A 25291-nucleotide genomic window follows, 5' to 3' on the forward strand; every position below is an offset into this window, starting at 1 on the left:
GCCTGCCTGATAGCCGGGCTGATGCGCCAACAAAACCCTTATTCGGCGGCCTCGGTCTGGATGAACCCGCCCGACTGACGGTGCCAGAACCGCGCATACAACCCGCCCTGCGCCAGCAGAGTGTCATGCGGCCCGCTTTCCACGATGCGCCCGTGATCCAGAACGATGATCCGGTCCATCTCGCTGAGCGTGGACAGGCGGTGGGCAATGGCCAGAACGGTCTTGCCCTCCATCACCCGGTGCAGCGCGGTCTGGATCGCGGCTTCGACCTCAGAATCCAGCGCCGAGGTCGCCTCGTCCAGCACGAGGATCGGCGCGTCCTTCAGGATTGCGCGGGCCAGCGCGATGCGCTGGCGCTGGCCGCCGCTCAGTTTGACGCCGCGCTCGCCCAGATGGGCGTCATAGCCCTTGCGCCCCTGCCCGTCCTGCAGATCGAGGATGAAATCATGCGCCTCGGCCTTTTTTGCGGCGGCGATCATCTGGTCTTCGGTGGCATCGGGCCGGCCGTACAGGATGTTGTCGCGGGCCGAGCGGTTGAACATCGCGGTTTCCTGCGTGACCATGCCGATCTGGCGGCGCAGGCTGTCCTGCGTCACCCGGGCGATGTCCTGGCCGTCGATCAGAATTTTCCCGTTTTCCCTGTCATAGAGCCTGAGTAGCAGCGAAACCAAGGTGGACTTCCCCGCCCCCGACGCGCCGACGATTCCCAGTTTCTCCCCCGGCTGCACCGTCAGTGTCAGGTCCGAGACCCCGCCCACGTCGCGACCATAGGCAAAGCTGACATCGCGAAACTCGATCCGGCCCTCGGGCACCGTCAGCTCGGTGGCGTCCGGCGCATCCTCGACCCGGTTGGGCCGCGCCAGGGTTTTCATGCCGTTCTCGATCTCGCCCACATGGGCGTAGATCCCCATCAGGGTAAAGCTGACCCAGCCCGTCATCTGCGCGATGCGGATCGAAATGGCACCCGCCGCCACGATATCCCCGGTGGTCGCCGACCCCGCCTGCCACAGCCACAGCGTCGCGCCCAACAGCAGAACCGGCAGAAGCCCCGCCAGTGTCATCAAAATAAACCGGAAACTGGCCGACAGTTTGCCAAAGGCCAGCGACTTGTCACGCAGCGCAACCATCGAGTTGCGCGCGGCTCGATCCTCGAACTCGGAATGGGCAAACAGTTTGACCGTCTTGATGTTGGTGATCGTGTCCACCACCTGCCCCGACACCATCGCCCGCGCCCCGGCCCGCGCGGCCGAGCGTGTGCGGATCCGTGGCAGGTACCAGCGCACCAGCAGGAAATACACCGCCAGCCAAGCCACGAAGGGCAGCATGACCAGGGGGTGAATAGACCCTAACAAAAGCAAAGAGCCCACAAGCGAGGCGAGGGCAAAGACGATGGCGCTGATGGTTTCGGACACGACTGAGGTCAGCGCATTGGCCGTCTGCATTTGTTTCTGGGCGATGCGACCGGCAAAGTCGTCGTCGAAATAGGTGACCGACTGGCCCAGCGTCCAGCGGTTCAGCTTGGCCAGCACCAGCGGCGGGATATTGGGCATGACGATATAGTTGTTCGACACCGAGGACAGCCCGAACAGCAGCGGCCGGATCAGCATGAAGAACGCCACAGCGCCCAGGATCATCCACAGGTTTCGCGGTGTCAGAAAGTTCTCGGGTCCGCTGGCGGTCGCCATGTCGATCACCCAGCCCAGTATCCAGGCGGTTCCGGCCTCCATTGCACCTGCCAGCGCGGAAAACAGCGCGGCGGCGAACAACATGGGCCAGGCCCCTGTCAGGCACCAGCGAATGAACGCCCCCAGCCTTTGCGGCGGGGGCGTTTGGGTGGGTTCAAATGGTTTGATCAGGTCTGCGACCGTCATTCTGCTGCCTCTTCCGCAGGCTCGGGGTTCATGAAGCCGCCAGATTGGCGCGCCCAGAACTGGGCGTAAAGGCCGCCCTGCTCCAAAAGATCGGCATGGGTGCCTTCCTCGACGATCCGGCCTCCGTCCATCACAAGGATCCGGTCCATCTGGGCGATGGTGCTGAGCCGGTGCGCGATGGCGATCACGGTCTTGCCCTGCATCATGCCGTACAGCGTCTCCTGGATTGCGGCTTCGACCTCGGAATCTAGGGCGGATGTGGCCTCGTCCAACAACAAGATCGGCGCGTCCTTCAGGATCACCCGCGCCAGCGTCACCCGCTGCCGCTGTCCACCGCTCAGCTTGACGCCGCGCTCGCCCACATGGGCATCATAGCCGGTGCGGCCCTGCGGGTCCTGCAGGTCGAGGATGAAGTCATGCGCCTCGGCCTGTTTGGCGGCGGCGATCATCTGGTCTTCGGTGGCATCGGGCCGGCCATACAGAATGTTGTCGCGCACCGAGCGGTGCAGCAGCGCGCTGTCCTGCTGAACCATGCCGATATTGCGGCGCAGGCTGTCCTGAGTGACGGTGCGGATGTCCTGCCCGTCGATCAGGATCGCGCCGCTTTCCACGTCGTAGAACCGCAGTAACAGCTTGACCAAGGTCGACTTCCCGGCCCCCGACCGCCCGATCAACCCAACCTTTTCGCCCGGCTGGATGGTCAGATTGACGTGATCCAGCCCGCCGGTCTCGCGGCCATAATGGTGCGACAGGTCGCGGATCTCGATCCGGCCATCGGTCAGTTGCAGCGGCTTGGCGCCCGGTGCATCCAGCAGGTCGACGGGCTGGGCGATGGTCTCCATCCCCTCGGCCACGACGCCCAGCTGGCGGAAGAAGCTAGTCAGCGCCCACATGATCCAGCCGGTCATGGCATTCAGCCGCAGCGTCAGCGCAGTGGCCGCCGCCACCACCCCGACCGTGGCACTGCCCTGCATCCACAGGTAAATTGCCCAGCCGACCACACCGATGATCAGCACGCCGTTCAGCGCGACCAGAACGGCATCCATGATGGTGAAGATACGCATTTCGGTCTGGAAGGTGCGCCGGGTCTCTTCGATCGCTTCGCGCGCATAATCGAGTTCCTGCCGGGCATGGGCGAACATCTTCACCGAATGGATGTTGGTATAGCTGTCCACCACCCGGCCCGTCACCGTAGACCGCGCATCGGACGCGGCCTGCGACGCCGGCCCCACCCGCTGCACCGTCCAGCGCACCAGCAGCGCATAAAGCGCGAACCAGATCAGCAGCGGCAGCAGCAGGCGCGGATCAGCAGCCACCAGCAGGATCGCCGCACCGATCAGATAGGCCAGCGAGAACGAAATCGCATCGAACACCTGAAACACCACCTCGCCCGCGGCGGGCGGGGTCTGCATGATGCGGTTTGCGATGCGCCCGGCAAAATCATTCTCGAACCAACCGACCGACTGGCGAAGAACGTGCTTGTGCGCCCGCCAGCGGATCAGCGTGCCGAAATTGGGCAGGATCGCATTGTTCAGCAGCAACACGTCCAGCACATGCAGGATGGGTCGCAGGAACAGGATGAACAGCGCGACCAGGACCAGCTCGGTCCCGTGGGCCTGCCAGACCTCGGACGGTGATCCGCCCAGCAGGTCGACGACCCGGCCCATGTAGTAGATCAGCCCAACCTCGACCGCGGCCACGATGATCGACATCAGCGCGGCCCAGAAGAAGACGCGCCGAAAAGGGCGGGAATAATCCAGCATGAAGGGCCACAGCCGCGTCGGCGGCGTGTCCACCTCTTCATATGCAACAAAAGGGTCTACGAGGTTTTCGAAATAGCGAAACATGGAGGTGCTCCGATTGAGCAGGAAAATTGAAAATGCGAAAGCAGATGGCGCCAAAACACCACCCGTACGGGTCAGGTGTTCTGGCTTTAGCCGAACCAGATCCCGTAATACATTCGCAGTCCTCCATCCATGTGACAGGCGCAACCTAGCCGAACACCTGCGGGCTTGTCATCCCCTTTTGAGACTTCCCGTCAATATTGCAGCAGCGCGTCCCGGTCCAGCGTGAATTCCGAGGCGATCCAGCGGCTTTCCAGTTCGGCCAGTTTCGCGCCCAGCGCAGGGCCGGAGTAGCGCCCGAGCAGATCGGCGGCCCTGACCGGGAATGTCTCTGCGGCCCCTTTTTCAACGGCCGCGCCCGTCTCAGCCGTCCAAGGCTGTTCCAGAAAGGCGCAGCGCAGCAGGGCCGCGTCCTGCCCGTCTTGCAGACCCAGCCGATACCCCAATTCGGCCGCCCCGGAACCGCCCTGCGCGCCGTCCCGGATCCGGGTCAGGCGGGCCAGTTGCGCCTTGCTGAGGCGCAGAGTCCCGGCAACCTCGGGCCCCGCGATGGCTGCCAGACGGCGCAGCGCGTCGGGGGCAAGTCCGGCCTGCGATTCAAGATGGATCAGGATCGGCAGCGCCCGATCGTCGGCGCCGGCCAGCAGATGGGCCAGAACGCCGATGCTGCGCATGGCGGCCACCGATGGGGCCGGGTCGGGCGCGGCCAGCAGTTTCAGCATCTCGGCCCCGACCCGTTCGCGCGACAGCCGGTCGAGCCCGTCCAGATCGGCCGCAATCGCCGCCAGCGCATCCGGGTCCATCCCGGCCTGCGCATCGCCATACCAGGCGTGGAACCGGAAATACCGCAACGAGCGCAGATAGTCCTCGCGGATGCGATCTTGGGCCGTACCGATGAACCGCACGCGCCGCGTCTGCAGGTCAGGCAGGCCACCCAGCGGGTCCAGAATGGCGCCGTCGGGGCGGGCATAAAGCGCGTTCATCGTAAAATCGCGGCGGGCGGCGTCCTCTTCCACTTGGTCGGAAAAGGCCACGACCGCGCGTCGCCCATCGGTTTCGACGTCGCGGCGAAATGTCGTGATTTCATGCGGTATGCCGTCGCTGACCACGGTCACGGTGCCATGATCAATCCCCGTCGGAATTGCCTTCAGCCCGGCCCGTTCGGCCAGGTCCATCACCTGTTGCGGGCGGGCGTCGGTGGCGATGTCGAGATCCGAGACCGATGCCCCCAGCAGCGCATTGCGTACGCAGCCCCCCACGAACAGCGCCTGCACACCGCCCTCGGTCAGCGCCGCACACACGTTCTGCGTAGCCGGGTTCGTGATCCAGTCTTCGGTGATCCGCATCATTCGTTCATCCGTGCCGCCAACCCGCGCAACATGCGGGCCGTGGCGCCCCAGATGTAGTAGGGGCCATAGGGCACCGCGAAGTAATACCGCCGTGTTCCGCGCCAGATGCGCGATTCAACCACATAATTCGCAGGGTTCAGCACATGCGCAAGCGGAACCGAAAACACCTCGTCCACCTCGCCCGGTTCGGCCACCGGGTCAAAGCCGCGCTCCAGAACCGCGACCACCGGTGTCACGGCGAATGACGTGACCGTTTCATGCACCGGCAACGTACCCAGAATGGTTGGCAGGTCCGGCGGCAGGCCGATCTCTTCCTGCGCCTCGCGCAAGGCGGTGGCGGTCACATCCGCATCGGTGTCGTCCTGCTTGCCGCCCGGAAAGGCGATCTGCCCCGGATGGTGTTTCAGGGCCGAGGACCGCTTGGTCAGGATCAGGCGCGGATCGCTGCGGGCCAGGTCCACGGCGACCAGAACACCCGCAGGGCGCAGTTTGCGCCCCGCAGGCAGAACCGTGCCGGGATTGAGGTCGAAGTCGCTGGACCCGTCACCCGGACGGGCCAACGCCGCGCTCAGACGCGGGATCAGGTCAGCCGGCATCCGGATCTTCGGCCTCGAACCCGACCGATTTCGGATCCAGCACGTAATGCGCGCCGCAGAACTGGCAGTCGGCGGTGACGGTGCCTTGATCCGTGGTCATCTTCTCGATGTCCTGGGCCGAGTAGATCGACAGGCTTTGACGCACGCGGTCCTCGGAGCAGGTGCAGCCGAACTGCACCGACTGGGCCTCGTACACGCGGGGCTGTTCCTCGTGGAACAGGCGCACCAGCAGATCGGTCGGTGCCACGGACGGACCGATCATTTCAAGATCCTCGACCGTGTCCAGCAGGATGTTGACCCGGCCCCAGTTCTCTTCTTCTTGGCCATCGACCAGATCGGCGGCTGTCAGAACTTCGCCTGTGCCCTCGCCGCTGGCGACAAACGGAGACGCCTTTGGCATGTGCTGCAGCATGATGCCGCCGGCGCGCCAGCGTTCGCCCACACCCGGCTCGGTCGACCGGCCAAAGCTGAGCGAGAAGCGGGTCGGAAGCTGTTCGGACTGCGCGAAATATGCCTCGGCACAGGCGCTGAGCGATCCTCCGGCCAGCGGCGTGATCCCCTGATAGGGTTGCGTCCCCTTGCCCTGGTCGATCAGGATCGCGAAGTACCCCTCGCCCACCTGATCAAAAGGAGCACCTTCCGTCAGGCGGTCGCGGTCAAAGCTGGCATAGGCCCTGATCTGCGCGGGCTGGCCCTCTTCGCGCGGGGCGTAGTAGTCGGTGGCAATCATCCGCACGGGCCCCTTGGACTGAACCTGCAGCGACAGCTTCCAGCGCAGCGCGACGGTCTGGCCGATCAGCGCGGTCAACAAGGCCATCTCGGCCACCAGCGCTTCAACCTGCGCGGGGTAGTTGTGCTGCTTCAGGATGCCGTCCAGCACCCCGTCCAGCCGGGCCACGCGGCCACGCATATCCGATACATCAAGTTGAAAGGGCAGGACGGTATCGTCCCACGCGATTTTCGTTCCAAGAGACATGGGGTTTCCTTAAGCGCCGCAAGTTGGCATATCGCCACCATATAGGTCGTACATTCGGGGTTGGAAGGGTCCTTAACATGATCAGACGGTTCGGCGAAACCCCGGAACCGGGGCGGAAATACACGCGCCGGGTCGGCGTCTATGCGCTGCTGCCGCGCGGGGCCAGCCTGCTGCTGACCTGCCAGACCGAACCCGGACCCGACTTGCAGCTGCCCGGTGGCGGGATCGACGCCGGCGAGTCGCCGATTGTCGCCCTGCATCGCGAGGTGTTCGAAGAAACCGGTTGGTCGATCGCGGACCCGCGGCGGGTTGGCGCGTTCCGGCGATTCACCTACATGCCCGAATATGATTTGTGGGCCGAGAAGGTCTGCCTCATCTACCGAGCCCGCCCGGTTCAACGCAAAGGACCACCGACCGAGCCCTTTCACGAGGCGGTTTGGATGAATACCGGCGATGCGGTTCACATGTTGGGCAATGCAGGCGACCGGCACTTCGCGCGGCTGCATCTATCCGGGCTTTAGTTTCCGTTGTACTCGAAAAACACGGCTGAAACGTCATCCTCCATCCCGGTGCCCGGCGGCATGCCTTGAGTCAATCGCCAGAACATGTCGTCCAGAAACTCAGGCCCGCTGTTTGCTCCAAGACATTCCAGCGCCATCCGTTGCAGCCCATCCTCATCCAGCAGATCACCGTTTTTGACACGGCATTCGGTGAAGCCGTCCGAGTACAACAGCAGCTTGTCACCGCGCTGCAGATAGGTTTCGGTCTGCTGGAACGCCACATCGGGCAGCAATCCGATGGGCAGGCCGCCATCCCCAAGGAACTCTGCCCGGCCGGTCCGGCGCAACAGCAGTGGATGGGGGTGCCCAGCCTGAACCATTCTCAGGTGGCCGTTCCGCAGATCCACGATGGCGTAGACCATGGTGAAATATTCCTCGATCCCCGTGTCGGCCATCAGGCGGGCATTCAGGATGGCGGCCACCTGCTCGGGTGGCAGCAAGGCGTAGAACTTGTTGAACCGCTTCTCCATTGCGACGTTCTGATCGAAATGCTGGCTGGTCAGATACCCGCCCAACCGCGCTGTCATCATTGCTGACGTGATACCGTGGCCGGAGACGTCGATGCTGTAGAACCCGATCCGGTTCGCGCCCGGCGAAAACATCCCCACCAGGTCACCTCCGATGTGGCCGCAGGGTTTGAGCAGCAGGCTGACCCGGGACTTGCCAAATTCCCGATAGAGTTCCGGCACCAGTGATTCCTGAATCTTGCGCGCCTGGATCAGATCCTTGTCGATGGCGTCATGAGCAAGGCGCAGTTCGGCCAAAGCGGTTTCGATCAACCGGTTCTTGTCCGAAAGCTCGCGCTGCATATCAAGAATGCGGGCCCCTGCCGAAATGCGGGCCCGCAACTCGTCTGCTTCAAGCGGTTTGATCAGGAAATCATCCGCACCGGCATCCAGGCCGCGCGCGACTTCCTGCTTCTCACTTTTTGAGGTCAGAAGGATGAAATAGGTGTACTGGTCGTTCTCCAACGCGCGAAACGCCCGGCAGAATTCCAGCCCGCCCATGCCCGGCATCACCCAGTCACTGAGCACCAGATCGGGCAGGCCCTTTTTGCAGATCTCGATCGCTTCTTCACCGCTGTCGGCCTCGACAACCGTGAATCCCCATTTCTTCAGCGACGCCACCAGAATACGGCGTTGCAGGCGGCTGTCATCGACCACCAGCACCGTCCGGATGGCTCCAAAATCCAGGTCAGCCTTGGCCTCAATTTGGCTGGACACTCGCACGCGAAACCTCTGCGCATTTTCCTACGGGGGTGCGGCAAAGCTATGGCGCACGGCTTAACAACCGATGAAAGCTGTTCACCGCAGCGGCTTAACCCGGATTTTACCCCTGGCCGGTATTCAGAGACGATACCGGTCAAGGTGGAGAACGGTGATGATACACTGGCCAAGGGTGCGCCAGCTGCGTGATGAAGTCGGGGCCGAGGAGTTCGACGAAGTCGTCCGGATTTTTCTGGATGAAGTCGGTGAGGTCATGGGCCGCTTGACGTCGGACACTGACCGATCCGCGCTTGAGCAGAACCTGCATTTCCTCAAAGGCAGTGCATTGAGCCTTGGTTTTGAGAGTCTGTCCAAACTCTGTCAGGATGGCGAACGGCGCGCCGCTGCGGGCCATGGGGCGGAAGTCGATCTGGACGCGGTCGTCGCGGCCTTCGACCGCTCGCGCGCGGAATTCATGTCCGGCTTGAAGGACAACCTGTAATCGGTCAGATCACAAACTGTGCCAGCGTCTCGTCCTCGGTGATGTCGGTATAGACGAACCCGGCATCGTCCAGATGTGCGAACAGGCGCAGGAAATTGTCCGGCTTGCTGGTCTCGATCCCAATCAGGACCGAGCCGAAATTGCGCGCCGATTTCTTCATGTATTCGAACCGGGCGATATCATCCTCGGGGCCGAGGATGTTCAGAAATTCCTTCAGCGCACCGGGGCGCTGCGGCAGGCGCAGGATGAAGTATTTTTTGACGCCCGAGTAGCGCTGCGCCCGCTCTTTGACCTCGGGAAGACGCTCGAAATCGAAATTCCCCCCCGAGGTGACGCAGACGACCGTCTTGCCGCGCACAAAGCTTTGGACGTCGCCCACCGCCTCGATCGCGAGGGCCCCGGCGGGTTCCAGAACGATGCCTTCCACGTTCAGCATCTCGATCATGGTGGTGCAGATGCGGTCCTCGGACAGAACGATCACGTCCGACAGGTGCCGGTCACGCAACAGCTGGAACGGCTTGTCTCCGATCCGGCCCACCGCCGCGCCGTCGACGAAATTGTCCACCTTGTCCAGCGACACCGGATGGCCCGCCGCCAGCGCCGCGCGCAGGCAGGCCCCGCCCGCGGGTTCGACGAACAGGCAATGGGTGCGGTCGCCGAACCACGTCGCCACGCCCGAGGACATGCCGCCCCCGCCCACCGGCAGCACCACGTGATCGGGCAGGCGGCCCAGCTGTTCCTCAATTTCGACGGCCAATGAAGCCTGCCCTTCGATCACGTCGTCATCGTCGAAGGGCGACAGGAAATACCCGCCCTGCTGCGCGCACCACTCCTGAGCCGCGGCAAGCGTGTGGTCGAAATAGTCGCCGGTCAGGTGGATCTCGACGTTGTCGCCTCCAAAGATTCGGGTCTTCTGGATCTTTTGCTGAGGTGTTGTCACCGGCATGAAGATCACGCCTTTGACCCCCATGTGCTTGCACATATAAGCCACGCCCTGCGCGTGGTTGCCCGCGCTGGCGCAGACGAACAGGTCCTGGCCCTGCTGCTTGCGCATGGCGTTGAACGCGCCGCGGATCTTGTAGGACCGCACCGGGCTGAGGTCTTCGCGTTTCAGCCAGATGTCGGCATCATATTTCTCGGACAGATGGGCATTGCGCTGCAACGGTGTTGCAGGAAATACGGTGCGCATCGCCTGTTCGGCGGCGCGGGCGCGGGTCATGAAATCACTCATGCCGCTTTCCCTGCCCCATCAGGCCGACAAGGGCAAGGAATACATCGGTGTACGGGCGATCAGCCCAGTTCGCGCTTTTCGATGAACACGCCGTACATCGTGGTCAGGATGCTGACGTTGATCATCGGCAGGATCAGGATCCCGAAAAACAGGGCGATCAATACACCCAGTACCGGAATGATCGACAAAACTCCGATCGCCAGCTGAACAAGGAACTGAAACAGGAACGAGATCACGATAAGAACGACGATTGTACCTCCGGTACCCAGAGTGTTGTTCCAAGCCTCGCTCAACGTGATCGGCTGGCCGATTGCCGCAGCCGGCAGGATGATGGACAGCCGATAGAAGCAAATAGCCAGGAAAACCAGGTAGCCGATGGTCAGGATGATCGAAATGGCGATCAGTCCTTCGCCCAGCAAGCCTGTCAGGATCCCCATCGGCAGGAACGCAATTGCCATCAGGATCCCCAGCATCAGCCCGCGTCCGAAATAGGCCAGAATGCGATCGAACCGAAAGGTGGGCAGCACGCCGGAAGGATACTCTTCCAGAAGAATGTATCTGTGCCAGGCCACCGCGATCCAGCCCATGACGAGGACCATCACGACGAACAGGAGAAACGCGAACAGAATAAGGGCCCCCGGATTCACCCCCGGCGGTAGCCCGTTCGGATTGTCATCAAATGCCTCGAGTGGAATTCCAGACACCATGAACACGCCGATGATTGCAACCGTTCCGATTATGGCCGGACCGATAACGATTTGCGCTACCTGCTTGAGGTTGCCAAAAACCATCCGAAGCGAGTGGGCAAAAATATTCCATCCGAGCATTCCGAATTTTCCTTAATCAATCCATGGTTGCTACCGTTTGACTGCAAATCCGCCGCCCGGTCAATCCACAGCTTCTTGCCCCCACGTCGAAAACCCGCTAGGGGCCAATCGTCTTACGCATAAGGGGAAGTCAGATGTCCGCGCCCAAGAAAGTTGTTCTGGCCTATTCCGGTGGCCTTGATACCTCGATCATCCTGAAATGGCTGCAGACCGAGTATGGCTGCGAGGTGGTGACCTTTACCGCTGATCTGGGTCAGGGCGAAGAGCTGGAGCCCGCCCGCCAGAAGGCCGAGCTGCTGGGGATCAAGCCCGAGAACATCTATATCGAGGACATCCGCGAAGAGTTCGTCCGCGATTTCGTCTTCCCCATGTTCCGCGCCAATGCACAGTACGAAGGGCTTTACCTGCTGGGCACGTCCATCGCGCGTCCGTTGATCTCGAAGCGCCTGATCGAGATCGCCAAGGAAACCGGCGCCGACGCAGTGGCCCACGGCGCCACCGGCAAAGGCAACGACCAGGTGCGGTTCGAACTGGCGGCCTATGCGCTGAACCCCGACATCAAGGTGATCGCGCCCTGGCGCGAGTGGGACCTGACCAGCCGCACCAAGCTGCTGGAATTTGCCGAGGCGCACCAGATCCCGATCGCCAAGGACAAGCGCGGCGAGGCACCCTTCTCGGTCGATGCGAACCTCCTGCACACCTCGTCCGAGGGCAAGGTTCTGGAAGACCCCGCCGTTCAGGCGCCCGACTATGTCTATCAGCGCACTGTCCACCCCGAGGACGCCCCGAACGAACCCGAATATATCGAGATCGGCTTTGAAAAAGGCGACCCGGTCAGCATCAATGGTGAGGCGATGAGTCCCGCCACCATCCTGACCAAGCTGAACGAATACGGCGGCAAGCACGGCATCGGCCGTCTCGATCTGGTCGAGGGCCGGTTCGTGGGCATGAAGTCGCGCGGCATCTATGAAACACCGGGCGGCACCATCCTGCTGGAGGCGCATCGCGGCATCGAGTCCATCACCATGGACCGCGGCGCGATGCACCTGAAGGACCAGCTGATGCCGCAATATGCCGAGCTGATCTACAACGGCTTCTGGTACAGCCCCGAGCGCGAGATGCTGCAGGCCGCCATCGACAAAAGCCAGGAACACGTCACCGGCACCGTTCGCGTGAAGCTGTACAAGGGTCTGGCCTCGACCGTGGGCCGCTGGTCGGATCATTCGCTGTATTCCGAGGCGCATGTGACCTTCGAAGAAGACGCCGGTGCCTATGACCAGAAAGACGCTGCGGGCTTCATCCAGCTGAACGCGCTACGGCTCAAGCTGCTGGCGGCACGCGACAAGCGGTTGTCCAAGTGACCGAGGATGACGGCATAAACGACGAACTGGAAATGTTCATCGAAGCGCAGGACACGGTCTGGTCCGATGTCCTGCGCGAACTGGAACAGGGGGAGAAGACCAGCCACTGGATGTGGTTCGTCTTTCCGCAAATGGCCGAACTGGGCCAGTCGCACATGGCGCAGCTCTACGGGATCGAGGATCTGGACGAGGCTGCCGCCTATCTGGCTCACCCCGAACTGCGCCGCCGCCTGACCGAGGTAGCCCGGCTGATGCTGACCCACGCGGGCAAGGACCCGGCCGAGATTCTGGGCAAGGTGGATGCCAAGAAGCTGCGGTCGTCCATGACCCTGTTCGCCGCTGTGCCCGATGCTCCGCCCGAATTCCTGGCGGTTCTGAATGCGTTCTATGACGGGCGGCCCTGCCCGCGCACGCAACAAGCCCTGGGCTGAGCGGTTTCCCGTAAGGTCACGCTTGCCCCGGGTCCGGCGCTCTGTCACGCCGAACGCAAGTGCGAAAAAGGGAGGCAGGGATGCTGCAGGAGATCGCCGAGGGAATCCAGAAGGGACTGGCCGACAAACGCTTTGACGGCTCGTTGAAATTCGATTGCGGCGCCGATGGCGTGATCGTGCTGGCCGACAACACGGCCACCACCCAGGACCGCGAGACCGATTGCACCATCCGCATCTCGCGCGACAATCTGGGCAAGCTGCTGACCGGCAAGCTGAACCCGATGACCGGGGTGATGATGGGCAAGCTCAAGATCTCGGGCGACATGGGCGTCGCGATGAAGCTGGGGCAGCTGCTGGGCTAGGCGATAAACTCGTCTCACCACCGCGTGACAAACGGTTTCAGCCGATTGTCAGCCGCCCCGTCGCGCGGCAGCCTGAGGCAGAAAGGAGGTCCGCCATGACCCGTTGCCTCGACCAGATCAAGCTGACCCTTCTGTTTGCGCTGATTGCGCTGGCGCTGATCCTGCGCGCTCAGCCGGCCCCGGCGGCCGGGACCGAGACGCTGACCGTGGCGGGCGGTTGTTTCTGGTGCGTCGAAGCCGATTTCGAGTCCGTGCCCGGCGTGATCGAAGCGGTTTCGGGCTATACCGGCGGCACAACCCCAAACCCCACCTACAGCCAGGTCACGAGCGGCGGCACCGGCCATTTCGAGGCGGTGCAGATCACCTTCGACCCGGCCCGCGTTTCCCGTGAAACCCTGCTGAGCCTGTTTTTTCGCTCTGTCGATCCCACCGATGCCGGAGGCCAGTTCTGTGACCGGGGCGAAAGCTATCGCACCGCGATTTTCGTCTCTGACACAGGAGAAAAAGCTTTGGCCGAACGCAGCAAAGCCGAAGCGCAGCGTGCGCTGAGTCAGGCCATCGTGACTCCGGTCCTGCCGCTTGGGGCGTTCTATCCGGCCGAGGCCTATCATCAGGATTACTACAAGGGCAAAAAGCTGGTGTTCACCCGGTTCGGGCCGAAACGCCAGCTGAATGCCTACAAGGCCTATCGCAAGGCCTGCGGCCGCGATGCGCGGGTCCGGCAGCTGTGGGGCAGCGCCGCACCGTTTGCCGGATCTTAATCCAGCGCGGCCTCGCGCACCTCTTTCAGATCGGGAATGACGTCTGCCGTACCAGGCCGCATCACCATCAGCGCAGCGGCCCGGTTGGCCTGGGTGATGGCCTGCGCCATCGGCATCCCCCGGTCCATTCCGGCCAGGACATATCCGGTAAAGGTGTCCCCGGCCCCGGTCGTGTCCACGGCCTTGACCTTGTGGGCGGGAAACTCTGCCGCCGCCTGGCCGCGTTGATGATAGCGGGCGCCTTTTGACCCCAGCGTGACGATGACATGTTCGACCGGCAGATCGGCCGGGGCCAGCCCCGTGGCCTGTTGCAGCTGGGCGGCCTCGACCTCGTTCAGGATCAGGAAATCCAGATAGGGCAGCACCGCCTGCACCGCCGGCGCGCTGAAGGGGGCTGCTGCATAGCACACCGTCAGACCCCGCTCGCGGCCCAGCTTCGCGGCCTCGACCTGTGCGGTGGTCTCGTTCTGGAAAACCAGAAGATCGCCCGTGTCAGAGTCTGTCAGCGCGGCAGAAACCTGATCGGCCCCGATTGCGTGGTTGGCGCCGGGGTACAGGATGATCAGGTTTTCGCCCTGCGCATCCACGGCGATGATCGCATGGCCCGTGGGCTGATCGACCTGCGCGATGTGCCGCGTGTCGACCCCGTATTCGGTCAACCGGTCGCGCGCCCACAGCCCGTCGGCCCCCACGGCGCCGATATGGCACACATGCGCCCCGGCCCGCGCCGCGGCAACCGACATGTTCGCGCCCTTGCCGCCCAGAAACCGCTGCAAACCGCTGGCCGCCAGGGTTTCACCCGGCGCCGGCAGGTGCGGCAGCGCATAGACCATGTCGGCATTGATCGAGCCCAGGTTCCAGATTGCCATCGGATCACGCCATGTCGCACGAGGCCAGGATGGCCATGTTCAGGATGTCATTCGCGGTCGAGCCGGTCGAACAGATCTGGATCGGCTTGTCGATGCCGGTCAGGATCGGGCCGATCACCGTGGCTCCGGCCATTTCCTGCATCAGCTTGGTGGAAATCGAGGCCGAGTGCCGCGCGGGCACGATCAGGATGTTGGCCGGCCCGGTCAGGCGGCAGAAGGGATAGGCCTCTTGCTGGTGGGCGTTCAGCGCCACGTCGACGGTCATCTCGCCTTCGTATTCGAAATCGACGCCGCGCGCCTCCAGCACTTGCGGGGCCTTGTACAGCTTTTCGGTCCGTTCGGACACCGGATAGCCAAAGGTCGAGAAGCTTACAAACGCCACCCGCGGTTCTAGCCCCATATGACGGGCAACCGTGGCGGCGCGTTCGGCAACCGTCGCCAGATCGTTCTCGTCGGGCCATTCATGCACCAGCGTGTCGCCGATCAGCACGATCCGGCCCTTGTGCAGCAGCGCGGTGATTCCGGCGGCGCCATGGGCAGCATCGGCGTCGAATACGTGATTGATCTGATCCAGAACATGCGCCGATTTCCGGGTTGCACCTGTCACCAACCCGTCGGCGTGCCCATGGGCCAGCATCAGCGCGGAAAACACATGCCTGTCGCGGGCCGCGAGGCGATGTACGTCCTTGCCATCGAACCCGCGCCGCTGCAGGCGTTTGTAGAGAAAGTCCTTGTAGGTTTGCAGGTGCTGCGTGTTGGCGGCGTTGATCACCTCCAATTCACGCACTGCGTCGCCCAGACCAGCGGCCTCGAGCTTGGCTTTCACGTCATCGTGCCGGCCCACCACCAGGGCTTTGCCAAATCCTGACCGTTGATACATCACCGCCGCACGCAAAACGCGGGGGTCGTCACCTTCCGCAAAGACAATCCGGTTTTGTGCCGCACGGGCCCGGGCGTTCAGGCCGCGCAGAATGCTGGCGGTCGGGTCCATGCGCGACTTGAGGCTCAGCTCATAGGCCTCCATGTCGATGATCGGCCGCCGGGCCGCGCCTGTGTCCATCCCCGCCTTCGCCACAGCGGGCGGAATCCGATGGATCAGACGCGGATCAAACGGCGTTGGAATGATGTAGTCGCGCCCGAAGGTCAGCGATTTTCCATAGGCCAGTGCCACCTCGTCGGGCACATCCTCGCGCGCCAGACGGGCCAGCGCGTGGGCACAGGCGATCTTCATCTCGTCGTTGATGGCGCGGGCGTGGATGTCCAGCGCCCCGCGGAACAGGTAGGGAAAGCCCAGAACGTTGTTGACCTGGTTGGGGTAGTCGCTGCGCCCGGTGGCCACGATGGCGTCAACGCGCACCTCGTGCGCCTCTTCCGGGGTGATTTCCGGATCGGGGTTGGCCATGGCGAAGATCACCGGATTGTCGGCCATGCTGGCGACCATCTCCTGCGTGACCGCGCCTTTGACGGATACGCCCAGGAACACGTCGGCGCCCTTCATGGCCTCTTCCAGCGTGCGCAGCTCGGTCGAAATCGCGTGGGCCGATTTCCACTGATTCATGCCCTCGGTCCGGCCCTGATAGATCACGCCCTTGGTGTCGCAGACGATGCAGTTCTCGTGCTTGGCGCCCATCGCCTTGAGCAGTTCGATACAGGCGATGCCCGCCGCCCCGGCCCCGTTGAGGACGATCTTCACATCCTCGATCTTCTTGCCCGAGATGTGCAGCGCGTTGATCAGCCCCGCCGCACAGATCACAGCCGTGCCGTGCTGGTCGTCGTGAAAGACGGGGATGTCCATCTCTTCCTTCAGGCGCTGCTCGATGATGAAACATTCGGGCGCCTTGATGTCTTCCAAGTTGATGCCGCCAAAGGTCGGCCCCATCAGCTTGACCGCGCGGCAGAATTCGTCGGGGTCCTCGGTGTCCAGCTCGATGTCGATCGAGTTCACGTCGGCGAAGCGCTTGAACAGGACGGATTTGCCCTCCATCACCGGCTTAGAACCCAGCGCGCCCAGGTTGCCCAGCCCCAGAACCGCCGTCCCGTTCGAGATCACGGCCACCAGGTTACCCTTGTTGGTATAGTCATAGGCGGTTTCGGGGTTTTCCGCGATCGCCTCGCAGGGCACGGCCACGCCGGGGCTGTAGGCCAGCGACAGATCGCGCTGCGTGGTCATGGGAACGGTGGCCTGCACCTCCCACTTTCCAGGGGTGGGTTCCAGGTGAAAGGCCAGCGCCTCTTCTTTGGTGATCTTCGCTTTGGGCATTGTGACGGTCGGTTCCATGACTTCGGGGCTTTTCGCCTCATACCGCAGCCGGGGGCGCGCCTCAACGACTATGCGATTTCAGCTTTCGTCGCGGTTGGGGGATTTGTAAGGTCGCGCCGGAATACGCCAGAGGGGAGCAGCCTTGTCCAACGTCACGCCGATGATGGCGCAATACCTGGAAATCAAAGAGGCCCACAAAGACGCCCTGCTGTTTTACCGCATGGGCGATTTCTACGAGATGTTCTTCGAGGATGCCGTGAACGCCGCCGAGGCGCTGGACATCGCCCTGACCAAGCGCGGCAAGCACAATGACGAAGACATCCCCATGTGCGGCGTGCCGGTACATTCGGCCGAGGGCTATCTGCTGACGCTGATCCGCAAGGGCTTTCGCGTGGCGGTCTGCGAGCAGATGGAAAGTCCGGCCGAGGCCAAGAAAAGAGGCTCTAAATCGGTGGTAAGGCGCGATGTCGTGCGCCTTGTCACCCCCGGCACCCTGACCGAGGACGCCCTGCTGGAGGCCCGCCGCCACAACTTTCTGGCCACCTATGCCGAGGTGCGCGACGAGGCCGCGCTGGCCTGGGCCGACATCTCGACCGGGGCGTTTCACGTGATGCCGCTGACCTCGGTGCGCCTCAGCCCCGAGCTGGCCCGGCTGGCCCCGTCCGAGCTGATCGTGGCCGATGGCGCCGAGGCCAATCTGCGCGACACGGTCCAAGACCTGGGCATCGCGCTCACCCCGATCGGGCGGGCCAGTTTCGACAGCACTGCGGCAGAAAAACGCATCTGCGGCTTGTTTCACGTGGGCACGCTGGACGCGTTCGGCAGCTTTGGCCGGGCCGAGATCTCGGCCATGGGCGCGCTGATCGACTATCTGGAAATCACGCAAAAGGGCAAACTGCCACTGCTGCAGACGCCGATGAAGGAATCCGAGGATCGCGTCGTGCAGATCGACGCGGCCACCCGCCGCAACCTGGAACTGACACGGTCCTTGTCGGGCGGACGGGCCGGGTCGCTGCTGTCGGTGGTGGATCGCACGGTGACCCCGGGCGGCGCGCGCTTGTTGGAGCAACGCCTGTCCAGCCCCTCGCGCAATCTGGATGTGATCCACGCGCGGCTGGACGCGGTCGATTTTGCCGCCCAGGACAGCTTGATCGCCGCCGATCTGCGCGAGGCGCTGCGCAAGACGCCCGATCTGGACCGCGCCCTGTCGCGCCTGTCGCTGGAGCGCGGCGGTCCGCGCGATCTGGCCGCCATCCGCAACGGGCTGGCGCAGGCGCAGGCCATTGCCGAGATCTGCGCCGGTCAAGACCTGCCGGTGCTGCTGGCAACTGCGGTGCTGAACCTGGTGGGCTTCGACGACCTGCTCGACCTGCTGGATCAGGCGCTGGTCGCCGACCCGCCGCTGCTGGCGCGCGATGGCGGGTTCATCGCCCCCGGCTTTGACGCCGAACTGGACGAGGCCCGCACCCTGCGCGACGAAGGCCGCTCGGTCATTGCCGGGTTTCAGCAGAAATATGCGGAACATACCGGCATCGCCTCGCTGAAGATCAAGCACAACAACGTGCTGGGCTATTTCATCGAGACCACGGCCACCCATGCCGAAAAGATGCTGAACCCGCCCTTCAGCGAGACCTATATTCATCGCCAGACCACCGCCAACCAGGTGCGGTTCACCACGGTTGAGCTCAGCGAGATCGAAACCCGCATCCTGAACGCCGGCAACCTGGCGCTTGAGATCGAAAAGCGGCTCTATCAAAGGCTTTCCGACGAGATTCTGGCGCAGGCTGCCCGCATCAATCAGGCCGCGCGCGGGTTGGCTGAACTGGACCTGACCACCGCGCTGGCCGATCTGGCGCGGGGCGAGAACTGGTGCCGCCCACAGGTGGACGGCTCCCGCGCCTTTGATGTCGTTGCGGGGCGTCATCCGGTTGTGGAACATGCGCTGCGCCAGCAATCCGGTGATGCCTTCATCGCCAATGACTGCGACCTCAGCGCCGAGGACGGTGCGGCCATCTGGCTGCTGACCGGCCCCAACATGGCCGGTAAATCGACCTTCCTGCGCCAGAACGCACTGATCGCGCTGCTGGCGCAGATGGGCAGTTTCGTTCCGGCCGAACGCGCCCATATTGGGCTGGTCAGCCAGCTGTTCAGCCGCGTGGGCGCCTCCGACGATCTGGCGCGGGGGCGATCGACCTTCATGGTCGAGATGGTGGAAACCGCGGCGATCCTCAACCAGGCGGATGACCGGGCGCTGGTGATCCTCGATGAAATCGGGCGTGGCACCGCCACCTATGACGGCCTGTCCATCGCCTGGGCCACGCTGGAACATCTGCACGCCGCCAACCGCTGCCGCGCGCTGTTCGCCACGCATTACCACGAACTGACCGCGCTGGCCAGCAAGCTGGAGGGCGTCGAAAATGCGACCGTCGCGGTCAAGGAATGGGAGGGCGAAGTGATCTTCCTGCACGAGGTTCACAAGGGCGCGGCCGACCGCTCTTACGGCGTGCAGGTCGCGCAATTGGCCGGCCTGCCCGCCTCGGTGGTCGAGCGCGCACGCGTGGTTCTGGACCAGTTGGAGAAGACCGAGCGCGAGGGCGGCAAGCAAAAGGCGCTGATCGATGATCTGCCGCTGTTTTCCGCCGCACCGCCCCCGCCGCCACCGGTTGCGAAGGCCTCGCCAGTCACCGACATGCTGGACCAGATCCTGCCGGACGAGCTGACCCCCCGCGAAGCACTGGACCTGATCTACAAACTGAAAGAGGCGGCCAGATCCTGACCGCCCCATTCAATTGTCACTGAAGCACTGGCCCGTCAGCTGGCCGGGGTCGAGCTGACCCCCACCTGCGCCGGACGCAGCAGGCGGTCATGCAGCATGAAACCTTCGGCCGAGACCTGGATGATCTCGCCCGCTTTGGTGCCCGGCACCGGAGCTTCGAACATGGCTTCGTGCAGGTTCGGGTCAAACTTGTCGCCAACTTCGGGTGTGATGACCTCGATCCCGTGTTTCTGGAATACGTCCTTCAACACGCGCATGGTCAGCTCGACACCTTCGATCAGGCCGGCTGCAACTTCTTTCTGCTCGTCCGTAGCCGCCTCGAGCGCTCGTTTCATGTTGTCGTAGACCGGCAGCATGTCGCGCGCCAGTTTGGACCCACCATACTGTTCGGCCTCGCGGCGGGCCCTGTCGCCACGCTTGCGTGCGTTTTCCGCATCCGCCAGGGCGCGCATGAACTTGTCGCGCAACTCGTCGCGCTCGGCCTTCAGGGCATCCAGTTCCAGCGCTTCTTCGCTGATCTCGGCCATCTCCTCGGCCAGTTCTTCCGCCTCGGCAGTTGCAATGTCGTCCAGAAAGTCTTCGTTCTTCGGCTCTGCCATCTTTTACCCTCTAGCTCCGATCGGAAATCAGCTTCCCAACCAGTTGCGCCGTGTAGTCCACGATCGGCACGATCCGCCCATAGTTCAGACGGGTCGGCCCGATCACGCCAACGGCGCCGATTATCTTTCGATCAGCGTTCATATAAGGAGACACCACCAAAGAGGAACCCGAAAGTGAGAAAAGTTTGTTCTCGGAACCGATAAAAATGCGCACACCTTCGCCTTCCTCGGTCAATTCGAGGAATTCGGCAATGTCACGCTTGCGTTCCAGATCGTCAAACAGGACCCGGATTCGCTCCAGCTCCTCTTCTTGACCGGTTTCGCCCAGCAGATTCGCCCGCCCGCGCACGATCAGACGCGCCGAGTCCGACGCCTCACCCTCCCAGGCCGCAAGGCCGCTTTCCACAAGCTCGCGGGCCAGCACGTCGATCTCTTGCCTGCGCGCTGCGATTTCGGTCTGGATCATCCGGCGCACATCAGACAGTTTCCGGCCCTCGATCAGGGCGTTCAGGAAATTGGCCGCCTCACGCATCGAACTGGGCGTCTGACCCGGTGGTGGCGTGAACAGCCGGTTCTCCACATGGCCATCCGCGAAAACCAAAACCACCAGGGCCCGGTCATGACCCAGGGAAACGAACTCGATATGCTTGATTTCGGATTCGTGCTTGGGTGTCAGCACCAGCGACGCGCCATGCGTGACGTTCGACAAGGCAGCCCCGACGCGATCCAGCATACCGCTGACATCACCGGAATTGCTGCCCAGTGTCTCATCCAGCTTCTTGCGGTCGTCCTCGCCCAGGTCGCCAACTTCCAGCAGGCCGTCGACGAACATGCGCAACCCGACCTGTGTGGGCACCCGGCCGGCGCTGACATGCGGACTGCCCAAAAGGCCCAGAAACTCGAGATCCTGCATGACATTGCGAACCGTTGCCGCACTGACTTTTTCACTGAGCGACCGGCTGAGGGTGCGGCTGCCGACAGGCTCGCCGCTTTCCAGATAGCTTTCGACGATCAGGCGAAACACTTCCCGCGACCGGTCGTTCAACTCGTCCAGAATTTTGCTCGCTTCACTCATCGGTGGTTCCCTTGCTGGGTGGCCATTAAATAGCTGCCAACAGAAAGGTCAATCGGGGTTGCATCGCTGCCATGCCGGGCGTTATCCCCAAGCCAGCAGACAAAGGATATCTCATGCGACCCTCTGGACGAGATTTAAGCGAAATGCGCCCGGTTTCAATCGAGACCGGGTTTACCAAACATGCCGAAGGTTCCTGCCTGATCAAAATCGGCGACACCCATGTTCTGTGCACCGCCACGATCGAGGATCGCGTGCCGCCTTTCATCAAGGGGTCAGGCCTGGGCTGGGTCACCGCCGAATACGGCATGCTGCCCCGCGCGACCAACACCCGGATGCGGCGCGAGGCCGCCAGCGGCAAACAGGGTGGCCGGACCGTCGAGATCCAGCGCCTGATCGGCCGTGCCCTGCGCGCCGGGGTCGACCGCGTCGCCCTGGGCGAACGCCAGATCACCGTCGATTGTGACGTACTGCAGGCCGATGGCGGCACCCGCTGCGCCTCGATCACCGGCGGCTGGGTCGCGCTGCGGCTGGCGGTGAACAAGCTGATGAAGGCCGGCGACGTGATCACGGACCCGCTGGTCGATCCGGTCGCCGCCGTATCCTGCGGCATCTATGCCGGCCAGCCCGTTCTGGACCTGGACTATCCCGAAGACAGCGAGGCCGGCGTTGACGGAAACTTCATCATGACCGGCTCGGGCAAGCTGATCGAGGTGCAGATGAGCGCCGAAGGTTCGGTCTTCAGCCGCGCGCAGATGGATCAGCTGATGGAACTGGCCGAAAAAGGCGTGTCCGAGTTGGTGGCCGCGCAAAAGGCCGCCACTGCATGACCCGCCGGTTCGAAGGTGATCGGCTGCTGGTGGCCACGCACAACAAAGGCAAGCTCGAGGAGATGGCCCATCTGCTCGAGCCCTTTGGCGTGACCGTCGTGGGCGCGGCCGAGATGAACCTGCCCGAACCCGAAGAGACCGAGGACACGTTCGTCGGCAACGCGCGCATCAAGGCCCACGCGGCCGCACAGGCCACTGGTCTGCCGGCCCTGTCCGACGATTCCGGCATCACCATCGATGCGCTGGATGGCGCGCCGGGCGTGTACACCGCCGACTGGGCCGAAACCGGAAATGGCCGCGATTTCTTGATGGCCATGACTCGCGCCCACACCGAGCTTGAGGCGCGCAACGCCCCGCATCCACGCACCGCCCAGTTCCGCTGCACATTGGTTCTGGCCTGGCCCGACGGGCACGACGAGGTGTTCGAAGGCGTCGCGCCCGGTCATCTGGTCTGGCCGATCCGCGGCAAGGACGGGTTCGGCTATGATCCGATGTTCGTCCCTGACGGATTCGACATTACCTTTGCCGAGATGGATCGCTGGGAAAAGAACAAGATCAGCCATCGTGGTCGCGCGGTGGAGCTGTTCGTGAAAGGCTGTTTTGGCGGATGATTGGCGCAACGGGGGCTTTGGCCTGTACGTGCATTGGCCCTTTTGCGGGGCCAAGTGTCCCTATTGCGATTTCAACAGCCATGTTTCCAGAAATATTGACCAAAAACAATGGCTTGACGCATATCTGTCCGAACTGAAGCGATCGGCTGCCGAAACCCCTGACCGGGTTCTGAACACGATCTTCTTTGGCGGCGGCACCCCATCGCTGATGGCGCCCGAAACCGTCGCCGCCGTGATCGACACCGCCCGCAGCCTTTGGCGGCCCTCCAATGACATGGAGATCACGCTCGAAGCCAACCCCGGTTCGGTCGAGGCCGGACGGTTCGCCGCCTATCGCGATGCGGGAGTGAACAGGATCTCGATGGGCATTCAGGCGATGAATGACGAAGATCTGAGGCGGCTGGGCCGAATCCACAGCGTGGCCGAGGCACGCGCCGCCTTCGACATTGCCCGCACCTGTTTCGACCGGGTCAGCTTTGACCTGATCTATGCCCGCCAGTACCAGACGCTTGAAGCCTGGCGCGCCGAGCTGACCGAGGCGCTGTCGATGGCGATCGACCATCTGTCACTGTACCAGCTGACCATCGAGGCAGGCACTGCCTTTGGCGACCGCTACTCGGTCGGCAAGCTGCGTGGCCTGCCCGAGGACGACAACGCCGCCGACATGTACGTGGCCACGCAAGAGGTCTGCGAAGCCCACGGCATGCCCGCCTACGAGGTGTCGAACCACGCCGTTCCCGGGGCCGAGTCGCGGCACAACCTGATCTATTGGCGCTATGGCGATTATGTCGGCATCGGACCGGGCGCCCATGGACGGATCACGGTAGATGGCCAACGGATCGCAACCGAAACCCATCTGGCACCGAACGCGTGGCTGAATGCCGCCGAGCAGGGAAATGGCGAAAAGCTGCGGACCCCACTGACCGACGAAGAACAAGCGAATGAATACCTCATGATGTGTCTTCGCTTGACTGAAGGTCTAGATATGGACCGTTTCAATCGCCTGTCCGGGCACCCTTTGCCACAACCCAAACTGGACTACCTGCAAGACATCGGAATGATCGCCCAAGACGGACCCCGCGTTTCCGCAACTGCTGACGGCCGTGCGGTTCTCAATGCGGTGATCCGTGAGTTGCTGGATTAGACATGCACTATTTGTGGGCCACACTGGGATTGCTCTGCGTTGCGTTGGCCATGATCGGTGTTGCCCTGCCCCTGCTTCCCACCGTTCCGTTCCTATTGCTGGCCGCCTTCTGTTTCGCGCGCTCTTCTTCCCGGCTGCACAACTGGCTGATGTCTCACCGAACCTTCGGCCCGTTGATCCTTGATTGGCAAACCTCGGGCGCGATCCGGCCAGCCGCAAAAAAGGCGGCGACCCTGTCGGTTGCCGCCGTCTTTGGTTTGTCGGTTCTAGTCTCTGTGCCCAGCCATGTCCTGATTATTCAGGCCGTGACCTTGGGCGCGGTGATGATCTTTATCTGGTCACGCCCTAACGGCTGAGCTTGGCACACAGATCATCCAGTTGATCCAGGTTTTCATAGGTCAGCACGACCTGCCCCGTCTCGGTTCCGGGCTTGTGGTTGATGACCACCTTCATCGCCAGAATCGCGGAGAGGTCTTTTTCCAAAGCCCGCGTATCCGCGTCCTTACCTGCATTGAGGTCCCGCGACCGCGGTGCGGGACGATCCTTGTCACCCTGTTGTTGTTTCTTGACCAGTGCCTCGGTCGCGCGGACTGACAAACCGTCTTTCACGACGATTTTTGCCAGTTCGGACGGATTATCCGCCGTGATAAGGGCGCGCGCGTGTCCGGCTGAAAGTTTACTTTCAATAACAAGGGCTTGAACGTCACTTGGCAGTGACAGCAACCTCAGAAGGTTGGCAATATGGCTGCGGCTCTTGCCCAGGGCTTCGGCCAGCTTTTCCTGGGTATGGCCGAACCGATCCATCAATTGCTTGAAGCCAGCAGCCTCCTCCACGGCGTTCAGATCAGCCCGCTGGATATTCTCGATGATGGCGACTTCCAGAACTTCGGTGTCGTCAAATTCGCGTACGATGACCGGAATGTCGTGCAACTGCGCCATCTGCGCGGCGCGCCAGCGGCGCTCACCCGCGACGATTTCATATTCGCCGCCGCCCACAGGGCGAACGATCAGGGGCTGGATGATCCCTTTCTCTTTGACCGAGGCAGCAAGCTCGTCCAGTTGATCCTGCGAGAATGTACGGCGCGGCTGATTCGGGTTTGCCCGCAGCTTCTCGATCGGAACCTTCATGTCCGGCCGACGAGGTTCAGCCGTAACCCGGCTTTCAGGATCCTGTGATACATCCGCCATCAAGGCGGACAAGCCGCGCCCCAATCCGCGAGGTTTTCCTTTTCTGGCGCTCACTTCGCCCTCCTG

The 25291-nt window shown here is 62.8% G+C and carries 24 protein-coding genes; 11 read left to right on the plus strand and 13 right to left on the minus strand.

The features are described from left to right. Positions 1–38 precede the first annotated feature (38 nt). The 5 genes from AC2FNL_RS18700 to hslO all read right to left on the minus strand — a co-directional run bounded on the left by AC2FNL_RS18700 (position 39) and on the right by hslO (position 6636). Positions 39–1871, minus strand: a complete 1833-nt coding sequence (locus AC2FNL_RS18700; protein WP_496834652.1) for an ABC transporter ATP-binding protein — start codon at positions 1869–1871, stop codon at positions 39–41. Then, entirely contained in the window at positions 1868–3718 is a 1851-nt protein-coding gene (locus AC2FNL_RS18705; RefSeq protein WP_496834653.1) for an ABC transporter ATP-binding protein, read from the minus strand. Before AC2FNL_RS18705 ends, AC2FNL_RS18700 begins: the two co-directional genes overlap by 4 nt. Positions 3719–3909: 191 nt before the next feature. Continuing rightward, on the minus strand, positions 3910–5061 hold the full coding sequence (locus AC2FNL_RS18710; RefSeq protein ID WP_496834693.1) for a CCA tRNA nucleotidyltransferase: 1152 nt from the start codon (positions 5059–5061) through the stop codon (positions 3910–3912). Further along, complete coding sequence (locus tag AC2FNL_RS18715) at positions 5061–5660, minus strand: CoA pyrophosphatase (RefSeq protein WP_480633835.1); 600 nt, start codon at positions 5658–5660, stop codon at positions 5061–5063. The genes AC2FNL_RS18710 and AC2FNL_RS18715 overlap by 1 nt, the downstream gene beginning before the upstream one ends. Then, complete coding sequence (gene hslO / locus AC2FNL_RS18720) at positions 5650–6636, minus strand: Hsp33 family molecular chaperone HslO (protein WP_496834654.1); 987 nt, start codon at positions 6634–6636, stop codon at positions 5650–5652. The genes AC2FNL_RS18715 and hslO overlap by 11 nt, the downstream gene beginning before the upstream one ends. A 77-nt stretch (positions 6637–6713) precedes the next feature. Here hslO and AC2FNL_RS18725 point away from each other — a divergent pair, with 77 nt between their 5' ends. Next, complete coding sequence (locus AC2FNL_RS18725) at positions 6714–7157, plus strand: NUDIX hydrolase (RefSeq protein ID WP_170363967.1); 444 nt, start codon at positions 6714–6716, stop codon at positions 7155–7157. Here AC2FNL_RS18725 and AC2FNL_RS18730 read toward each other — a convergent pair. Continuing rightward, a complete protein-coding gene (locus AC2FNL_RS18730) occupies positions 7154–8419 on the minus strand; it encodes a PP2C family protein-serine/threonine phosphatase (RefSeq protein WP_496834655.1) in 1266 nt (421 codons plus the stop codon). The two genes, AC2FNL_RS18725 and AC2FNL_RS18730, sit on opposite strands and share 4 nt — an antisense overlap. A gap of 157 nt (positions 8420–8576) precedes the next feature. Here AC2FNL_RS18730 and AC2FNL_RS18735 point away from each other — a divergent pair, with 157 nt between their 5' ends. Further along, positions 8577–8903 (plus strand): Hpt domain-containing protein, encoded by a 327-nt coding sequence (locus AC2FNL_RS18735; RefSeq protein WP_093963910.1) that lies wholly within the window; start codon positions 8577–8579, stop codon positions 8901–8903. Positions 8904–8907: 4 nt separating this feature from the next. Here AC2FNL_RS18735 and ilvA read toward each other — a convergent pair whose 3' ends face one another. Together ilvA and AC2FNL_RS18745 are read right to left on the minus strand one after the other, a co-directional pair. Further along, entirely contained in the window at positions 8908–10134 is a 1227-nt protein-coding gene (gene ilvA, locus AC2FNL_RS18740; RefSeq protein WP_496834656.1) for a threonine ammonia-lyase IlvA, read from the minus strand. Between the two features lie 59 nt (positions 10135–10193). Beyond that, positions 10194–10961 carry a hypothetical protein gene (locus AC2FNL_RS18745; RefSeq protein WP_496834657.1) on the minus strand — a complete coding sequence of 256 codons (768 nt, stop codon included), beginning with the start codon at positions 10959–10961 and terminating at the stop codon, positions 10194–10196. A 134-nt stretch (positions 10962–11095) separates the two neighbouring features. Here AC2FNL_RS18745 and AC2FNL_RS18750 point away from each other — a divergent pair, with 134 nt between their 5' ends. From AC2FNL_RS18750 to msrA, 4 genes are all read left to right on the plus strand, one after another. After that, the gene (locus AC2FNL_RS18750; protein WP_093963907.1) at positions 11096–12322 is read left to right on the plus strand and encodes an argininosuccinate synthase; all 1227 of its coding nucleotides are present in this window, start codon (positions 11096–11098) and stop codon (positions 12320–12322) included. 32 nt (positions 12323–12354) lie between these two features. Further along, positions 12355–12753, plus strand: a complete 399-nt coding sequence (locus AC2FNL_RS18755; protein ID WP_496834694.1) for a DUF1810 domain-containing protein — start codon at positions 12355–12357, stop codon at positions 12751–12753. A gap of 80 nt (positions 12754–12833) precedes the next feature. Further along, positions 12834–13115 (plus strand): SCP2 sterol-binding domain-containing protein, encoded by a 282-nt coding sequence (locus tag AC2FNL_RS18760; RefSeq protein ID WP_093963906.1) that lies wholly within the window; start codon positions 12834–12836, stop codon positions 13113–13115. Positions 13116–13210: 95 nt separating this feature from the next. Further along, on the plus strand, positions 13211–13876 hold the full coding sequence (gene msrA / locus AC2FNL_RS18765; protein WP_496834658.1) for a peptide-methionine (S)-S-oxide reductase MsrA: 666 nt from the start codon (positions 13211–13213) through the stop codon (positions 13874–13876). Here msrA and AC2FNL_RS18770 read toward each other — a convergent pair. Beyond that, positions 13873–14745, minus strand: a complete 873-nt coding sequence (locus AC2FNL_RS18770) for a ribokinase (protein WP_496834659.1) — start codon at positions 14743–14745, stop codon at positions 13873–13875. The two genes, msrA and AC2FNL_RS18770, sit on opposite strands and share 4 nt — an antisense overlap. 4 nt (positions 14746–14749) lie before the next feature. Continuing rightward, the gene (locus AC2FNL_RS18775; RefSeq protein WP_496834660.1) at positions 14750–17005 is read right to left on the minus strand and encodes an NADP-dependent malic enzyme; all 2256 of its coding nucleotides are present in this window, start codon (positions 17003–17005) and stop codon (positions 14750–14752) included. A 160-nt stretch (positions 17006–17165) separates the two neighbouring features. Between AC2FNL_RS18775 and mutS the strand changes: the two genes are divergently transcribed. Further along, complete coding sequence (mutS, locus tag AC2FNL_RS18780; RefSeq protein ID WP_496834695.1) at positions 17166–19781, plus strand: DNA mismatch repair protein MutS; 2616 nt, start codon at positions 17166–17168, stop codon at positions 19779–19781. A 35-nt stretch (positions 19782–19816) separates the two neighbouring features. Here the strand turns inward: mutS and AC2FNL_RS18785 are convergent, their stop codons facing one another. Together AC2FNL_RS18785 and hrcA are read right to left on the minus strand one after the other, a co-directional pair. Continuing rightward, positions 19817–20380 (minus strand): nucleotide exchange factor GrpE, encoded by a 564-nt coding sequence (locus AC2FNL_RS18785; protein ID WP_093963902.1) that lies wholly within the window; start codon positions 20378–20380, stop codon positions 19817–19819. A gap of 10 nt (positions 20381–20390) precedes the next feature. Continuing rightward, positions 20391–21455 (minus strand): heat-inducible transcriptional repressor HrcA, encoded by a 1065-nt coding sequence (hrcA, locus tag AC2FNL_RS18790; protein ID WP_093963901.1) that lies wholly within the window; start codon positions 21453–21455, stop codon positions 20391–20393. Between the two features lie 113 nt (positions 21456–21568). On the opposite strand from hrcA, the gene rph reads away from it, so the two are divergent. From rph to AC2FNL_RS18810, 4 genes are read left to right on the plus strand one after another with little or no spacing between them, the layout of a single operon-like run. After that, positions 21569–22282 (plus strand): ribonuclease PH, encoded by a 714-nt coding sequence (gene rph, locus AC2FNL_RS18795; RefSeq protein ID WP_005979825.1) that lies wholly within the window; start codon positions 21569–21571, stop codon positions 22280–22282. Beyond that, a complete protein-coding gene (gene rdgB, locus AC2FNL_RS18800; RefSeq protein ID WP_093963900.1) occupies positions 22279–22893 on the plus strand; it encodes an RdgB/HAM1 family non-canonical purine NTP pyrophosphatase in 615 nt (204 codons plus the stop codon). The genes rph and rdgB overlap by 4 nt, the downstream gene beginning before the upstream one ends. Continuing rightward, the gene (gene hemW / locus AC2FNL_RS18805) at positions 22883–24037 is read left to right on the plus strand and encodes a radical SAM family heme chaperone HemW (RefSeq protein WP_496834661.1); all 1155 of its coding nucleotides are present in this window, start codon (positions 22883–22885) and stop codon (positions 24035–24037) included. Before rdgB ends, hemW begins: the two co-directional genes overlap by 11 nt. 2 nt (positions 24038–24039) lie before the next feature. Beyond that, positions 24040–24393: a YbaN family protein gene (locus AC2FNL_RS18810; RefSeq protein ID WP_093963898.1), complete on the plus strand. Its 354-nt coding sequence runs from the start codon at positions 24040–24042 to the stop codon at positions 24391–24393. Here AC2FNL_RS18810 and AC2FNL_RS18815 read toward each other — a convergent pair. Continuing rightward, the gene (locus tag AC2FNL_RS18815; protein WP_496834662.1) at positions 24383–25279 is read right to left on the minus strand and encodes a ParB/RepB/Spo0J family partition protein; all 897 of its coding nucleotides are present in this window, start codon (positions 25277–25279) and stop codon (positions 24383–24385) included. The two genes, AC2FNL_RS18810 and AC2FNL_RS18815, sit on opposite strands and share 11 nt — an antisense overlap. Between the last annotated feature and the right edge of the window lie 12 nt (positions 25280–25291).

This window comes from Ruegeria sp. CRTD044 (assembly GCF_059613485.1).

What these genes read in the sequence shown, in the direction of transcription:
- AC2FNL_RS18700 (WP_496834652.1), bottom strand. Translation starts at nt 1,871, where the DNA reads ATGACGGTCGCAGACCTGATCAAACCATTTGAACCCACCCAAACGCCC.
- AC2FNL_RS18705 (WP_496834653.1), bottom strand. Translation starts at nt 3,718, where the DNA reads ATGTTTCGCTATTTCGAAAACCTCGTAGACCCTTTTGTTGCATATGAA.
- AC2FNL_RS18710 (WP_496834693.1), bottom strand. Translation starts at nt 5,061, where the DNA reads ATGCGGATCACCGAAGACTGGATCACGAACCCGGCTACGCAGAACGTG.
- AC2FNL_RS18715 (WP_480633835.1), bottom strand. Translation starts at nt 5,660, where the DNA reads ATGCCGGCTGACCTGATCCCGCGTCTGAGCGCGGCGTTGGCCCGTCCG.
- hslO (WP_496834654.1), bottom strand. Translation starts at nt 6,636, where the DNA reads ATGTCTCTTGGAACGAAAATCGCGTGGGACGATACCGTCCTGCCCTTT.
- AC2FNL_RS18725 (WP_170363967.1), top strand. Translation starts at nt 6,714, where the DNA reads ATGATCAGACGGTTCGGCGAAACCCCGGAACCGGGGCGGAAATACACG.
- AC2FNL_RS18735 (WP_093963910.1), top strand. Translation starts at nt 8,577, where the DNA reads ATGATACACTGGCCAAGGGTGCGCCAGCTGCGTGATGAAGTCGGGGCC.
- ilvA (WP_496834656.1), bottom strand. Translation starts at nt 10,134, where the DNA reads ATGAGTGATTTCATGACCCGCGCCCGCGCCGCCGAACAGGCGATGCGC.
- AC2FNL_RS18745 (WP_496834657.1), bottom strand. Translation starts at nt 10,961, where the DNA reads ATGCTCGGATGGAATATTTTTGCCCACTCGCTTCGGATGGTTTTTGGC.
- AC2FNL_RS18750 (WP_093963907.1), top strand. Translation starts at nt 11,096, where the DNA reads ATGTCCGCGCCCAAGAAAGTTGTTCTGGCCTATTCCGGTGGCCTTGAT.
- AC2FNL_RS18755 (WP_496834694.1), top strand. Translation starts at nt 12,355, where the DNA reads ATGTTCATCGAAGCGCAGGACACGGTCTGGTCCGATGTCCTGCGCGAA.
- AC2FNL_RS18760 (WP_093963906.1), top strand. Translation starts at nt 12,834, where the DNA reads ATGCTGCAGGAGATCGCCGAGGGAATCCAGAAGGGACTGGCCGACAAA.
- msrA (WP_496834658.1), top strand. Translation starts at nt 13,211, where the DNA reads ATGACCCGTTGCCTCGACCAGATCAAGCTGACCCTTCTGTTTGCGCTG.
- AC2FNL_RS18770 (WP_496834659.1), bottom strand. Translation starts at nt 14,745, where the DNA reads ATGGCAATCTGGAACCTGGGCTCGATCAATGCCGACATGGTCTATGCG.
- AC2FNL_RS18775 (WP_496834660.1), bottom strand. Translation starts at nt 17,005, where the DNA reads ATGCCCAAAGCGAAGATCACCAAAGAAGAGGCGCTGGCCTTTCACCTG.
- mutS (WP_496834695.1), top strand. Translation starts at nt 17,166, where the DNA reads ATGATGGCGCAATACCTGGAAATCAAAGAGGCCCACAAAGACGCCCTG.
- AC2FNL_RS18785 (WP_093963902.1), bottom strand. Translation starts at nt 20,380, where the DNA reads ATGGCAGAGCCGAAGAACGAAGACTTTCTGGACGACATTGCAACTGCC.
- hrcA (WP_093963901.1), bottom strand. Translation starts at nt 21,455, where the DNA reads ATGAGTGAAGCGAGCAAAATTCTGGACGAGTTGAACGACCGGTCGCGG.
- rph (WP_005979825.1), top strand. Translation starts at nt 21,569, where the DNA reads ATGCGACCCTCTGGACGAGATTTAAGCGAAATGCGCCCGGTTTCAATC.
- rdgB (WP_093963900.1), top strand. Translation starts at nt 22,279, where the DNA reads ATGACCCGCCGGTTCGAAGGTGATCGGCTGCTGGTGGCCACGCACAAC.
- AC2FNL_RS18810 (WP_093963898.1), top strand. Translation starts at nt 24,040, where the DNA reads ATGCACTATTTGTGGGCCACACTGGGATTGCTCTGCGTTGCGTTGGCC.